This is a genomic window from Streptomyces sp. NBC_00876 (genome assembly GCF_045207435.1).
In the GTDB taxonomy this organism is placed as follows: domain Bacteria; phylum Actinomycetota; class Actinomycetes; order Streptomycetales; family Streptomycetaceae; genus Streptomyces.
Genome location: NZ_CP108801.1, coordinates 95,209 through 107,777, shown reverse-complemented (window position 1 = coordinate 107,777; position 12,569 = coordinate 95,209). Strand labels below are relative to the sequence as shown.

Annotated in this window: 11 protein-coding genes; 10 read left to right on the top strand and 1 reads right to left on the bottom strand. The window is 70.9% G+C overall.

Going from position 1 to position 12,569, the window contains the following annotated elements; translation table 11 throughout:
• Positions 1-81 precede the first annotated feature (81 nt).
• Positions 82-1,029 (bottom strand): ScbA/BarX family gamma-butyrolactone biosynthesis protein, encoded by a 948-nt coding sequence (locus OG782_RS37600; protein WP_331742356.1) that lies wholly within the window; start codon positions 1,027-1,029, stop codon positions 82-84.
• A 542-nt stretch (positions 1,030-1,571) separates the two neighbouring features.
• On the opposite strand from OG782_RS37600, the gene OG782_RS37595 reads away from it, so the two are divergent.
• The 10 genes from OG782_RS37595 to OG782_RS37550 all read left to right on the top strand — a co-directional run bounded on the left by OG782_RS37595 (position 1,572) and on the right by OG782_RS37550 (position 12,548).
• Complete coding sequence (locus OG782_RS37595; protein WP_331742353.1) at positions 1,572-2,159, top strand: ScbR family autoregulator-binding transcription factor; 588 nt, start codon at positions 1,572-1,574, stop codon at positions 2,157-2,159.
• Positions 2,160-2,682: 523 nt separating this feature from the next.
• Positions 2,683-3,498, top strand: a complete 816-nt coding sequence (locus OG782_RS37590) for an AfsR/SARP family transcriptional regulator (RefSeq protein WP_331742350.1) — start codon at positions 2,683-2,685, stop codon at positions 3,496-3,498.
• 115 nt (positions 3,499-3,613) lie between these two features.
• The gene (locus tag OG782_RS37585; RefSeq protein WP_331742347.1) at positions 3,614-4,534 is read left to right on the top strand and encodes an SRPBCC family protein; all 921 of its coding nucleotides are present in this window, start codon (positions 3,614-3,616) and stop codon (positions 4,532-4,534) included.
• Between the two features lie 19 nt (positions 4,535-4,553).
• Complete coding sequence (locus tag OG782_RS37580; RefSeq protein WP_331742344.1) at positions 4,554-5,936, top strand: hypothetical protein; 1,383 nt, start codon at positions 4,554-4,556, stop codon at positions 5,934-5,936.
• A gap of 34 nt (positions 5,937-5,970) precedes the next feature.
• Positions 5,971-6,810: a 4'-phosphopantetheinyl transferase family protein gene (locus OG782_RS37575; protein WP_406459572.1), complete on the top strand. Its 840-nt coding sequence runs from the start codon at positions 5,971-5,973 to the stop codon at positions 6,808-6,810.
• Positions 6,807-8,825: a condensation domain-containing protein gene (locus OG782_RS37570; protein ID WP_331742338.1), complete on the top strand. Its 2,019-nt coding sequence runs from the start codon at positions 6,807-6,809 to the stop codon at positions 8,823-8,825. The genes OG782_RS37575 and OG782_RS37570 overlap by 4 nt, the downstream gene beginning before the upstream one ends.
• 84 nt (positions 8,826-8,909) lie before the next feature.
• A complete protein-coding gene (locus OG782_RS37565; protein ID WP_331742336.1) occupies positions 8,910-9,104 on the top strand; it encodes an acyl-CoA carboxylase subunit epsilon in 195 nt (64 codons plus the stop codon).
• A gap of 36 nt (positions 9,105-9,140) precedes the next feature.
• The gene (locus OG782_RS37560) at positions 9,141-10,733 is read left to right on the top strand and encodes an acyl-CoA carboxylase subunit beta (RefSeq protein WP_406459569.1); all 1,593 of its coding nucleotides are present in this window, start codon (positions 9,141-9,143) and stop codon (positions 10,731-10,733) included.
• 153 nt (positions 10,734-10,886) lie between these two features.
• A complete protein-coding gene (locus tag OG782_RS37555; protein WP_331742333.1) occupies positions 10,887-11,672 on the top strand; it encodes an AfsR/SARP family transcriptional regulator in 786 nt (261 codons plus the stop codon).
• A 147-nt stretch (positions 11,673-11,819) separates the two neighbouring features.
• Positions 11,820-12,548: a phosphopantetheine-binding protein gene (locus tag OG782_RS37550; RefSeq protein WP_331742329.1), complete on the top strand. Its 729-nt coding sequence runs from the start codon at positions 11,820-11,822 to the stop codon at positions 12,546-12,548.
• The last annotated feature ends 21 nt before the right edge of the window (positions 12,549-12,569 follow it).

Here is a 12,569-nt window from a genome sequence, read left to right as displayed (position 1 = left end):
GCTGCTCATGCAATACGAGGTGGGGGAGCGGATCACTCTTCGAACTGCCGGCCCTTACGGGCGCACGTACGGGTGACGACGTCAGGCGACGGGACCGGTGAGCACCGAGACGAAGACGGTCTGCTCATCCTGGTGACCGGTGACCTCGAGCGTCACCGTGTTGCCTGCCTCGGGCGTTACGCGGGTGACCTCCACCCAGCAGGGGCGGTCGAGTTCGGCGTACCGGTGGAAGTCGTTGGAGGCGCTGGCGGGGGTGAACGATTTGGGCGCCATCAGAGCGCAGGCCGCCTGCCGGGCTCCTTCGAGCAGGACCATGCCGGGCACGTGGTCGCCCTTGTGGTCGAAGAGGATCGGGTGGTTGAGATCCGGCGTGAGCAGCCATCGCGAGGGTGCGTCGGTGGGGGAGAGCACCACGTCCGTGGTGAACGTCCGGCCTACCGTGGCCGGGGGCAAGGGCGCGCGTACCGGGTGCGGCTTCGTGGCGGCGACGGGCGGGTGGTCGGCGCGGTGGGCGCGCAGGCGGTTGTAGACCGCCGGCGGGATGACGGAGAACTGCCCTCCGCCGGTGGCCAGCAGCTGTCCGTTCCTGCGGATGGCGAATTCGAGCTGCAGACGGCTGGCCACGCCCCTGCGCCGGACGATGTCCGTGCACCGTGCTTCGAGGTCGAAGTCGGTCGGACCCGACTCGATGCGCAGATTCGACATGTCGGTGGTGTACGTGATGTTCGACATCACGAAGTTGTGCCCGAGCGGCACACCGAACTCCACGTGGGCGAGGTAGATCCCGGCCTGGCGGAACGTCTCCGCAGCCTGCAGCGGGTCATGGCTCGCCCCGTCGAGGCTCCGGAACAGCGTGTGGGCTCGGGGCCATTGGCCGGTGAGCGAGAAGCGCAGACCGTCGCGGGTGTCGCAGCCGGTGAGGAACACCTCGGCCAGGGAGTCGCGGTGTACGTACTCCTTCGCGACCGTGGTGGTCAGCCGAGGTGCGGCCGACAGCGCAGATCTGGCTTCAGCAGTGGTCAGACTCATGGGGGCCCCCGTCTTGAAACCTGTGTTCGGCGACGCCATATAAGATACGGACCTACCGGTTTTCTTCAATCGGCTCAAAAGTAAAGGGTTGGGCAAGTCCCGTCTGTTTACTTGAACCTTTCATTCCGTTTCTTCACTTCTCCCGCGCAATCGGCGACTTAAATAAAGGGATGAATCCAGACATAAAGTGCACGAGATCAACTTGCTGTCGCGCACGGCTGTCTTCGCTTGAGCGAAAAAAACCTGTCGCCTGGTTTTCTTTGGTCACTACAGGGTGAACGTGTCTCAGTGGTGCGTATGGAAACCAACTGTTCCCGTCGCCGACCCTCGCGAGCTGGCCCGTCGTCGTGGCGGGGGAGTCGAGGGCGGGCAGCTCCAGCGCTTCACAGGGAAAGATGATCAGCTGGACGAGACTGAATCGCGCGTCGCACTACTAAACCAACCAGCCGTGCGGTTTGCTAAGGTGTGCACGAGTCAAGCCGGAGATCCTCGGGTAAATCGGGCAGCCGAATCTCGGCGCCTTCCCCAGGTCAGAGGAGGACATGATGGTCAAGCAGGCGCGAGCGGCTGTGACACGTCAAGCCCTCATCTCGGCGGCGGCGGAGGTGTTCGGTGCCGATGGGTACGCGATGGCAACGCTCCCGGCAATCAGCGGCCGCGCCGGCGTGAGCTCGGGGGCCCTGCACTTCCACTTCCCCAACAAGGACGCTCTGGCCGTCGCGGTGGAGAGCGCCGCCGCCGAGTCGGTCCGCGTGCTGACCGAGGAGTGCACGTCGGCCGTGGGGGGCCGGTTGCAGTCACTCGTCGACGCCGTGTGCCGGCTGATGGTCGCCGTCACTTCCGACCCTGTGGTGAGGGCGGGTTTCCGGCTGGGCGGCGATCCCTCCCGCAAGAGCGAGGCGAAGCTGTACGACTGGTGGCACGGATGGGTGCAGGAAGCCATCGCCCAGGCGTACGACGAGGGGGAGTTGGCCGACGGTGTCTCGGCCGACGACGCGGCGGTCGTCATCGTCGCGGCGACGGTCGGGCTGGAGACGCTCGGTGCGGTGGATCCGTACTGGCTGTCGGCCGAGCGGGTGTCTCAGCTGTGGTCGTTCGCGCTGCCGAGGCTCGGCGCCGCCGAGCGGTGACCCTCGACAGCGCCGGGCGGTGAGGGTGTGCGGCGCGGGTAGTGGTGAGGGTGTGCGGTGCTGAGCGGTGAGGCGTGCGGCACGTGTAGCGGGAGCGGGAGCGGGAGCGGTAGCGCCTGTGCTTGCACCTCTGGCCCTGTCTGTGCCTGCGCCTGTGTCTCGTGTCTGTCTGTGCGTGCACCTCTGATCATGCCTGTGCGTGTATCTCTGGCCTTGGTTGTGGGTGCGTCGCGGGCCGGGGAAGTGTCTCCAGGGGTGAGTCGAACAGGTAAAACAGTCCGCTCAGTTTGGTAATCACGACGCAACGAAACGGCTTTCGGTGACGTTCTTCCGCTCCAGTTGGGCTTGTTGGGTGCTTTAGGGTTGATTTGCGAGTCCTGCTCGAGGATCACTGGTGCGGCGGACGAGAGGAAACAGGCGGGTCGGTTTGGTATTGACATACCGCTCGTGCTGTTTTTAAATCAGGGAAGTCAGCAACAGTTCCGGATGGCCCGAGGCCACCCGGAGATGACGGGGAGACGGTGTGGACATCGACGTACTCGGCACGCTTGTCGTGCGGGAAAAGGGCACTTCGATCACACCGACCGCGCCCAAGCCCCGGCAGGTACTCGCCCTGCTGGCTCTGCACGCCGACGAAGTGGTGCCCGTGGGGACGCTGACCGAGGAGCTGTGGGGAGCCGAACCTCCGCGCAGCGCACGCCCCACCCTGCAGACCTACATCCTGCAGCTGCGCGAACTGATCACCGTCGCCCTCGAGCGCGACGGCGACGAGCGCCGCACGGCCAAGGACGTCCTGCTCACCGTCCCGGGCGGCTATCTGCTCAAGGGCGGCGAAGGCACCCATGACGTCCAGGAGTTCGAGCGCCTGGCCGGTATGGGGTACCGGTCCATGGACGCCGAGGACTTCCCCGAGGGTGCCCGGCTGCTGCGCGAGGCGCTCGCGCTGTGGACCGGCCCGGCCCTGGCCGACGTACACACCGGCCCTCATCTGGACACCCAGATCAAGCGGCTGGAGGAGAGCCGGCTGTGTGCGCTGGACCAGCGCATCGAAGCCGACCTCAAGCTCGGCCGGCACCGGGAACTGCTCTCCGAACTGACCGTGCTGCTGAGCAGGTACTCCACCCACGAGAGCCTGTGCGGCCAGTACATGCTGGCTCTGTACCGCTCCGGACGGCGCGGCGAGGCCCTGGACGCCTACCAGCGGCTGCGCTCCACCCTGGTGCGCACCCTGGGGCTCGAACCCTCGCCCGCGCTGGCCAAACTGCAGCGCTCCATCCTCATGGCCCGGCCCGAGGGCGTCACGGGGACGGGCGGCATACGGCTCGCCGAGATCGGCTGACCAGCCGGAACGCTCCGTCGGCACCCCATGGCCCGGGAGTGCCCCTCTCCGACGGCGTTCAAGGGCTTCTCGAGGTGTGCCACCCAGCCTGGGGTGCATCAGGAGGAGGGCAGCCATGTCGGCTGAGCGAGGGCACTCGACCCAGCGCACCATGTCCGTGGCCGCCCCGGCAGGAGTCGTCTACGGGATGCTCGCCGACGCCGTGCGCTGGCCGGTCTTCCTCCCCTCCCACCTCCACGTCGAGCGCATGGACTTCGACGGCGTGGACGAGCAGCTGCGCGTATGGGATCTGACGGACGGAAACGTCCGCTCCTCGCACACCCGGCGCACCCTCGACCCGCAGGCCAGGTCCATCGAGTTCGAGCAGCGGACCGGGGACCGGGCGGACGCGCCCACCACCGGCCGCTGGAGCGTCGAAGCCGACGGTGACGAGCGCTCCACACTCACGCTCCGCCAGGACGGCGCCGCCGCCGAGCAGGACGTACCCGCCCAGTTGCTCCAGGTCCGCGAGATGGCCGAGCGCTGGGAGAGGCTGGACGAGCTGCTCGTCGCCTTCGAGGACAGCGTGCACGTCGAGGGCCCCAGCGAGCTCGTCTACGACTTCCTCTACCGCATGGAGGACTGGGTCGAGCTCATTCCGCACGTCGAGTGGACTCTCGTACGGGAGGACCAGCCCGGCGTCCAGCTGGCGGCCATGGACACCTGTGCCGAGGACAGCGGCGAGACCGTCACCGTGGAGAGCGTACGGCTGTGCTTTCCGCACGCCGGACGGATTGTCTACAAGGAGACACTGACACCGGAGCCGATCGCCTCGCACAGCGGGGAGTGGTCGCTGCTGCCGGACGAGTCGGGCGTGAGGGTCGTCTCCACCCATCAAGTGATGCTCAGGGAAGAGGCCATCGGGCGGTCCCTGGGCGAGCACGCCACCCCGGCGGACGCCCGGCACCACGTGCGTACGTGGCTGGGGCGGGCGAGCACCGAGGCGCTGGGACTGGCCAAGTGGCATGCGGAGAGCGCCGTCCGCCGCCTGCGATGAAGACGATCAGGAGGCTCCGATGACCCTCACCCGGCCGGCTCCGGTCACGGCGCCGAGCACCCCGCCCGCGTCACGGAAGGAGCCTTTGCAGGCCGCCGCCCGTACGTACGCCGAGCTGCCGCCCCCGGTCGACGCGGCGTTGCGGGCCATGCGGCTCGACGCGCTGCTCGGGGACCCCGCAGACGCCGCCAATCCGTACGGCCGTGCCGCGCTGGCCGACCGTGTCCGGGCCGGCCGGCTGCCCGTACCCGGCGCTCTGCACGACGAGTTCGTGCCCCGGACGGACGGCGGGCACTTCACCACCGCCGAGCAGCTGGCCCGCGCACTGCGTCCGCTCTTCCGCCGGGATCTGGCGCTGAGCCAGGCATGGGGTGTGCGCCCGCTGCTCGTCGCCGACGACGGCACCGGCTGCGCGCCCGCCCGTGCCGGGGAGCTGGCCGCACTGCTCGGGCCGGCCGCGCTGATCGCGGTGACGGGCACCGTGCTGCGCGACGCCGTGCGCGTCGTCGACGCCCGGGGCCGCCACGAGCCGGCCGTACGCCAGTGGCACGGCACGCTCGCCGAGGCCTTCGCCGACCTGCTGGCCTGCGAGAGCCTGGTGGCCGTGGCCCTGCGCTCCCTCGAACTGCCCGACGCCGAGGCGGCCCCCGCGCTGATCGCCGCGGTCGGCTACGTCGTGCCGCTGGTGGCCGCTGATGTCCGCAACGCGCTGGACCTCGTGCTGCACGAGACCGGGTCCGGGCCCGGCAGCCCTCGCGCCCGCGCGCTCGACAAGATCACCGAGGACCTCGCGCTCGCCGCGGTCGACTGGGTCGCCTCGACGGTCAGCCAGGTGAAGCTGGTGCGCGAACTGACCGAACTGACCGATGCCGTACCGGACGGGAGGAGCCCGGACCCCGAAGGCGCCGGGGCCCGCACCCTGTTCCGGCTCGGTGAGCCGGTCGCCCCCGGCATTCCGGCCGCCGAGTGCCACCGGGCGCTGGCCGCCGCCCTGCCCGCCGCGGCCGCGCGGCTCGCCGACGCCGGAGATCCGGCCCATGTCGCGCTCGCCCGCGCCGCCCGGCGGCTGACGACCGAACAGCGCACCCTGCGGCAGCCGTTGCGCCGGGCAGCCCACGCCGACCCCGCCGATCCGTCGGTACGGGCCCTGGCCGACCGGCAGGCCCTGCTCCTGCTGGCCGCCGCCGTGCTCGGCGTCCGCGAGGCCGCCGCCGACGCGCCCGGCACCTGCATCGGCACGCCCGACTGGGCCCTGCTCGCCCTCGTCCGGGTCACCGAACGGCTCGATGTGCCGCTGCCCACCGGCCTGGCCGATCCGCGCGACAACGTCTGGGCCGTGCTGGCACACCGGGTCCGCCACCACGTCGACGTCGACGTGTACGCCACGAGACTTCTGTGGTGAGCGGGCCGTGGAACCCGTGCGCGAGGAGCAGGCCGTGAACGCCGCACCGGACCCCGCGGCGCCGCTGCACGTGGCGGGCCCCGACGGTCCCTGGGAACCGGTCCGCGACGTACTCGAGTCCTCGCGTCCCGCCATCGTGCACACCACCTGGGGCGAGTGGCTGACCGCGGCGCTGCTCGATCCGGAGCTGCGCGTCACCCTGGGCCGCGACTGGCAGCGCTACCGGCACACCCCCAGTGCGGCCGGCCGGTTCCGCTTCGCCGTGTCCCGCGTCGTCATGCGGCACACGGCGGCGGCGGTGCTCCAGGTGCCCCCGAGCTCGCTCGACCTCACCTACCGGCCCGGCGGGCGCCCTCAGCTGCGCGGTCTCGGCGAGGAGCTCGAGGTGAGCCTCGCCCACACCGAGGACCTCATCGTCGTCGGCGTGAGCGCCACGGGGCCCGTCGGCGTGGACGTCGAACCCCTCGGCCGTTCCGTTTCCTTCGAGCTGCTGCGCGAGCACGTGTGCACACCCGAGGAGGCGGCGGCGCTCGCCGCCGCGCCCGAGTCCGAACGTTCGCTGCGGCTGCTCAATCTGTGGACGCTGAAGGAGGCGTACACCAAGGCGCTCGGGCAGGGGCTGCGGCGCAGCTTCGGCGCGATCGCCTTCGGCCGGGACTCCGAAGGACGTACGGTCCTCGCCGACGACGAGCCCCGCACCTGGGACTTCGCCACCCATGTCATCCAGGGCCGGTACCTGGCGAGCATCGCGCACCGCCGCCTGCCCGGAGCCACGGTGCCACCGCTGCCCGATCCCGGCGCACCGGCCTGGTCCGTCCCCCCGCCCGCCCCCGCCGCACAGGTCCCGGGGCAGCAGAGGCCGGGCAGCGGATGAGCGAGGACAGCGGGGACCTGGTGTTCGCGGTGGTTCACCAGCCGGTTCCCGAGACGTCCGGCCTGCCCTTCGAGCTGGAGCTGTGCGGTCCGCTAGGCACCGGGCGGGCCGAGGCGGTCGCGGCCCGGGTGGCCCAGCGCCACCGCGCGTACTCGGTCTCCGTGGACGCCGCCGGGGCCGGCCGCCACATCCTGCGCATCGCCCAGGCGCACGGGCCCCCCGCCCGGCCCGGTGCCGCGGTCCTCGCAGATGTCCTGGCATTGGCGGCCGGGGCCCGCGACACGGTCACCACCGCGGGACACCAACGCGACCTGATACGCGCCGCGGTGAGCGGCCCGGCGGACGGCCATGTCGGCCAGCTCACCTGGAACTGGACGGGGCCGATCGACCTGGGCCGGCTCGCCGACGCCTGGCTCTCCGTCGCCGACCGCGAGACCGTCCTGCGGGCGTCCTTCGACTGGACGCACCTGCCCCGGCTGGTGCTGCACGAGTGGGCCGAGATCGAGATCGCCCGCCTCGACCACACCTCCGTCAGCTGGAGCGACCTGGTCGAGCGCGACCGCCTGCGGAGTTTCGCGCCGCACCGGCCCGGCCTGCTCAGGGTGACGCTGCTGGACGGGCCGCCGAACTCCGAGGGGGAGCGCCCGCCCACCCGGGTCCTGCTCACCTATCACCAGGCGCTCCTGGACGAACGCGGCGTCCACCTCCTGCTGAGGGAGTTCTACCGGGCCTACGCACGCGGCGGCGTCCTGCCCGGCGGCGACCGGCGCCCCGATGTGCGCGACCACGCCCTGTGGCTGGCCCGCCAGCACACCGGCGCGGCCCGCGCCTACTGGGCGACGGCCGCGCCACCGCCGGAGGCGATCGTGCGCCCCGGGCTGGGGGGCGGGCGTCCGACCGGGTACACCGGTGTCGGACGCGTCCAGCGGCGGCTGCGGCCCTCGCAGACCGTCAGGCTGCGTACCTGGGCGGCGATGCGCGGGGCCGGGGAGTCCAGCGCCCTGCACGTCGTGTGGGCGTTGCTGCTGTACCGGGCGGTGGGTGCCACGGGCGCCGCCCCGGTCAGTTTCGGCGTGCACCTCTCGGGCCGGGACGTGCCGATGGAGGGCGCGGGAGGCATACCGGGGCTGCTGGGCAATCCGCTGCCGATGACGGTCAACGTCGACCCGGTCGCCCCGCTGGCCGGTCTGCTGCAACAGGCGCGCGACGCCGCACTGGACCTGGCCGTCCACGCGTGGGTGCCCGTCGACCGGGTCCGGGTCTGGAGCGGCCGCGATCCGGACGCCGAACTCTTCGGCACCGGTGTCGTGTTCGACAACCGGCTCGAACTGCCCGAGACACTGCTGACCGAGCTGCGCGGCCAGGGCATCCAGGTGGACACCCCGCGCAGCATCAGCGGTCACCCCGGGCTGCCGCTCACCCTGGCGGCGCACCACGACGCCGACGGCGGACTGGCCCTGACGGCGATGTACGACCGTCAGTATCTGGGGGACGTGGACGCGTCGGCGCTGCTCTCGCACTGCGTACGTCTGCTGCGCTCCCTGCCCGACCACCGCGATACGCAGTCCACCGTCGGCAACGTCCTGGAGCTGTTGCAGGGTTTCGAGGTGCCCCGGGTGATGCCGCGCCTGCCCGAACCGGACGGACCCGATGTGGTGGTGCTGCGCACCGGACTGCCTTCGGCGGACGTCATCGTGCTCGTGCGGGCCCCGGGTGTTCCGGCGGGGGCCTACGAGACTCTGGTACGTGATCACCGCGGCCCGGAACGGATCGTGAGCCTGCGGGCCGGCCCGGCCGGGGCGCCGTCCGCGCCCGCGCTGCACCGGCTGCTGGGCCCGGAGCGGCGGCTGGTGCTGTGCGGGGCCGGTCCCGGGGGCGCGGTCGCCTACGAGCTCGCGTGCACGGCCGAGGGGAACGCGGTCACGGCCGTGGTCATGACCGGGGTCGGCGACGGTCCCGAGTGCGCCCGCGCACTGGCCATGGGCCTGGAGTCCGTGCGCGCCAAGAGCCTTTGAGCTGCTGCTGAGCGGTTCTCCAGCAAAGCCGGAGCGGTTCTTTAGCGGCTTGACCGACGGTGTCGGAAACGCTGGAGGTGGGGCATGGGTGATTCGGACCGCGCAGAGGCCGCCCTGCGCATTGAGCGCGGGCGGGCCACCGACGAGGAACTGGCCGCGCTCACGGTGGTGCTGCTCGCCCTGCGGGCGGACGACCCGGAGCAGGAGGGGTATCCGATCAGCGGCTTTCCGCAGTGGAGCCGGCAGCTTTCCTACCGAGCTCCGCGCAGCTGGCAATGACGCGGACATCCGCGTCCCAGGAAGGGATCTGACGACATGTCGATGACCATCGCCCCCGCAACCGACCAGCTCGAGCCGGCCGACATCCGCGGTCGCGTGGCGGAGCTGCACGAGATCCGTGCGGCGGCGGAGCGGGGACCGAGCACGAAGGCGACCGAGGCCCAGCATGCGAAGGGCAAGCTGACGGCGCGTGAGCGCATCGAGCTGCTCTTCGATCCGGGGTCGTTCAGTGAGGTCGAGCAGTTGCGCCGGCACCGGGCGACCGGGTTCGGCCTGGAGGCGAAGAAGCCGTACACCGATGGTGTGATCACCGGCTGGGGGACGGTCGAGGGCCGTACGGTCTTCGTCTACGCGCACGACTTCCGGATCTTCGGCGGCGCTCTGGGCGAGGCCCACGCCACCAAGATCCACAAGATCATGGACATGGCCATCTCGGCCGGTGCCCCGCTGGTGTCGCTGAACGACGGCGCCGGCGCCCGTATCCAGGAGGGTGTCTCGGCGCTCGCCGGTTACGGCGGAATCTTCCAGCGCAACACCAAGGCGTCGGGGGTGATTCCGCAGATCAGCGTGATGCTGGGCCCGTGCGCGGGTGGCGCGGCCTACTCCCCGGCGCTGACGGACTTCGTCTTCATGGTCCGTGAGACCTCGCAGATGTTCATCACCGGACCGGACGTCGTGAAGGCGGTCACCGGTGAGGAGATCACCCAGAACGGCCTCGGCGGCGCCGATGTGCACGCCCGGACGAGCGGGGTCGCACACTTCGCGTACGACGACGAGGAGACCTGCATAGCGGAGGTCCGCTACCTGCTGTCGATGCTGCCGCAGAACAACCGCGAGAACCCGCCCAAGACCCCGACATCGGATCCGGTGGACCGTCGCTCGGACGTGCTGCTGGATCTGGTGCCGGTGGACGGCAACCGCCCGTACGACATGGCCAAGGTCATCGAGGAGCTCGTCGACGACGGGGACTACCTCGAGATCCACGAGCAGTGGGCGCGCAACATCATCTGCGCCATGGCCCGGCTGGGCGGCGAGGTCGTGGGCATCGTCGCCAACCAGCCGCAGTCGCTGGCCGGTGTCCTGGACATCGAGGCGTCCGAGAAGGCCGCGCGGTTCGTCCAGCTGTGCGACGCCTTCAACATTCCGCTGGTGACCCTGCTGGACGTGCCGGGCTTCCTGCCCGGCGTCGATCAGGAGCACGGTGGAATCATCCGGCACGGCGCGAAGCTGCTGTACGCGTACTGCAACGCGACGGTGCCGAGGATCTCGCTGATCCTGCGCAAGGCCTACGGCGGGGCGTACATCGTCATGGACAGCCAGTCCATCGGTGCCGACCTCACCTACGCCTGGCCCACCAACGAGATCGCGGTGATGGGCGCGGAGGGCGCGGCCAACGTCATCTTCCGCCGGCAGATCGCCGAGGCCGAGGACCCGGAGGCCATGCGCACCCGCATGGTCAAGGAGTACAAGACCGAGCTGATGCACCCCTACTACGCGGCCGAGCGCGGACTGGTCGACGACGTCATCGACCCGGCCGAGACCCGTGCGGTCCTCGTCAGGTCCCTGGCGATGCTGCACGCCAAGCACGCCGATCTGCCGTCCCGCAAGCACGGAAACCCTCCGCAGTAGTCCGCCGGGCCGGGGCCCGCCCGCCGTCTCCCGCGGAAGCGGATCTCTGTTGCGCTGACAGAAAACAGCACGACCGGTACGCTCTTGACAGACCGCTTGTGCTGTTTTGATGTCGGGCCGGGGCACGGACCCGAGGACGTGAGGGAGACGGCGTTGGACATCGACGTACTCGGAGCGCTGGCTGTGCGGGAGAACGGGGTGTCCATCACCCCCACCGCGCCGAAACCACGGCAGGTCCTGTCCCTGCTGGCGCTCAACGCCGACCGCGTCGTGCCGGTCACGGATCTGACCGAGGAGCTGTGGGGCGGCAGGCCGCCCCGCAGCTCCCGCACGACTTTGCAGACCTATGTGCTGCAACTGCGCGAGTGCATCAACCGGGCTCGCCAGGAAGCCGATGCCAAGGACGTCCTGATGACCCTGCCGGGCGGCTACCTGCTCGTCTCCGGCGGCGACAGCGATGTACGCAGGTTCGAGCGGCTCGTCGGCGAGGGGTACCGGGCCATGGACGCGGAGTCCTTCACCGAGGCGTCCGACCGCCTGGGCCGGGCGCTCAAGCTGTGGACCGGCACGGCGCTCGCCGACGTCCAGCACGGTCCGCTCCTGCAGACCGAGGTCAAACGGCTGGAGGAGAGCCGGCTGTGCGCGCTCGACCAGCGCATCGAGGCCGACCTGCACCTGGGGCGCCACCGTGAACTGCTCGCCGAACTGACCGTACTGACCAGCCGTCACCGCACCCACGAGAATCTGCACGCGCAGTTCATGCTGGCCCTCGCCCGCTCCGGCCGGCGCGGCGAGGCCCTTCAGGCCTACGGGCACCTGCGCACCACCCTCCTTCAGGACCAGGGCCTCGAACCGTCTCCGAGGCTCCAGCGGCTGCAGCACTCCATCCAGGCCGCGGTCGCCGACCTGCCGGGAGTACCTCTGCTGGCCGCGGGCTGACCCGCACGGGCGGTGCCCGGGGCCTGACTCCCTCGCGGGAGCGAGGCACCGGGCACCGGTTCACCTCGTACGGCGATGCGGCAGGGCGGGGTTCCTCAGCACAATGCGTAGACGGCCACCCGAGCGACACCACTTGGAGACGCCCACATGACTGCCGCGCCCCACCTGCTCAGGCACCTCCCGCAGACACCCGTCGCCGATGTGCTCGCCGAACTCACCGCGATCCTTGCGGGGTTCGTGCACGTCGAGGCGCACTCCGTCGATGCCGGGCAGACCTTCACGGCGCTGGGCATGGACTCCCTGCTGAACGCCCAGTTCCTCGCCATGGTCAACGCCCGGTACGCCACCTCCGTACCGGCGGACGCGCTGTACCGGTACCCGACGCCGCAGGCACTGGCCGCCCATGTGGCAGGCCGGCTGGGTGCCGACGCCGCGCCCGCGCCCGCCCCCGCCCCCGTGCCCGCCGCGCAGCCGGTCCGGACCGGCGCGCCCGGCGGTGACGTCCCGCGGACTCTGCGCGAGCAGCTGGCAGGGATCCTCGGCTGCGCACCGGGCGACATCAACGCCACGGCCCCGTTCACCGTGCTGGGACTCGACTCCATCCTCGCCGCGCAGTTCGTGGAGGGGATCAACCGCACCTGGGGCCTCGGCGAACGGTCCGCCCTGTTCTACGAGCACCCCGACCTCGCCTCCGTGACCGCCTACGTCGGGGAGCGCGTGGCCCCGGGCGGCAGCGGGCCCTCCCCGGCCGAGGCAGGGACGCCCCTCACCGCGCCGCAGTCCGCGGCCGAGCTCGAGGCGCTGCTCGACGCGGTCCGCGACGACCTGATCGGCATCGACCAGGCGGCCCGGCTGCTGGACACCAGGACGGTCTGAGGCGAAGGACGCGTTGAACAG

Coding starts and splice junctions, on each gene's coding strand:
- OG782_RS37600 (WP_331742356.1), bottom strand. CDS start 1,029: ATGAGTCTGACCACTGCTGAAGCCAGATCTGCGCTGTCGGCCGCACCT.
- OG782_RS37595 (WP_331742353.1), top strand. CDS start 1,572: ATGATGGTCAAGCAGGCGCGAGCGGCTGTGACACGTCAAGCCCTCATC.
- OG782_RS37585 (WP_331742347.1), top strand. CDS start 3,614: ATGTCGGCTGAGCGAGGGCACTCGACCCAGCGCACCATGTCCGTGGCC.
- OG782_RS37580 (WP_331742344.1), top strand. CDS start 4,554: ATGACCCTCACCCGGCCGGCTCCGGTCACGGCGCCGAGCACCCCGCCC.
- OG782_RS37570 (WP_331742338.1), top strand. CDS start 6,807: ATGAGCGAGGACAGCGGGGACCTGGTGTTCGCGGTGGTTCACCAGCCG.
- OG782_RS37565 (WP_331742336.1), top strand. CDS start 8,910: ATGGGTGATTCGGACCGCGCAGAGGCCGCCCTGCGCATTGAGCGCGGG.
- OG782_RS37560 (WP_406459569.1), top strand. CDS start 9,141: ATGTCGATGACCATCGCCCCCGCAACCGACCAGCTCGAGCCGGCCGAC.
- OG782_RS37550 (WP_331742329.1), top strand. CDS start 11,820: ATGACTGCCGCGCCCCACCTGCTCAGGCACCTCCCGCAGACACCCGTC.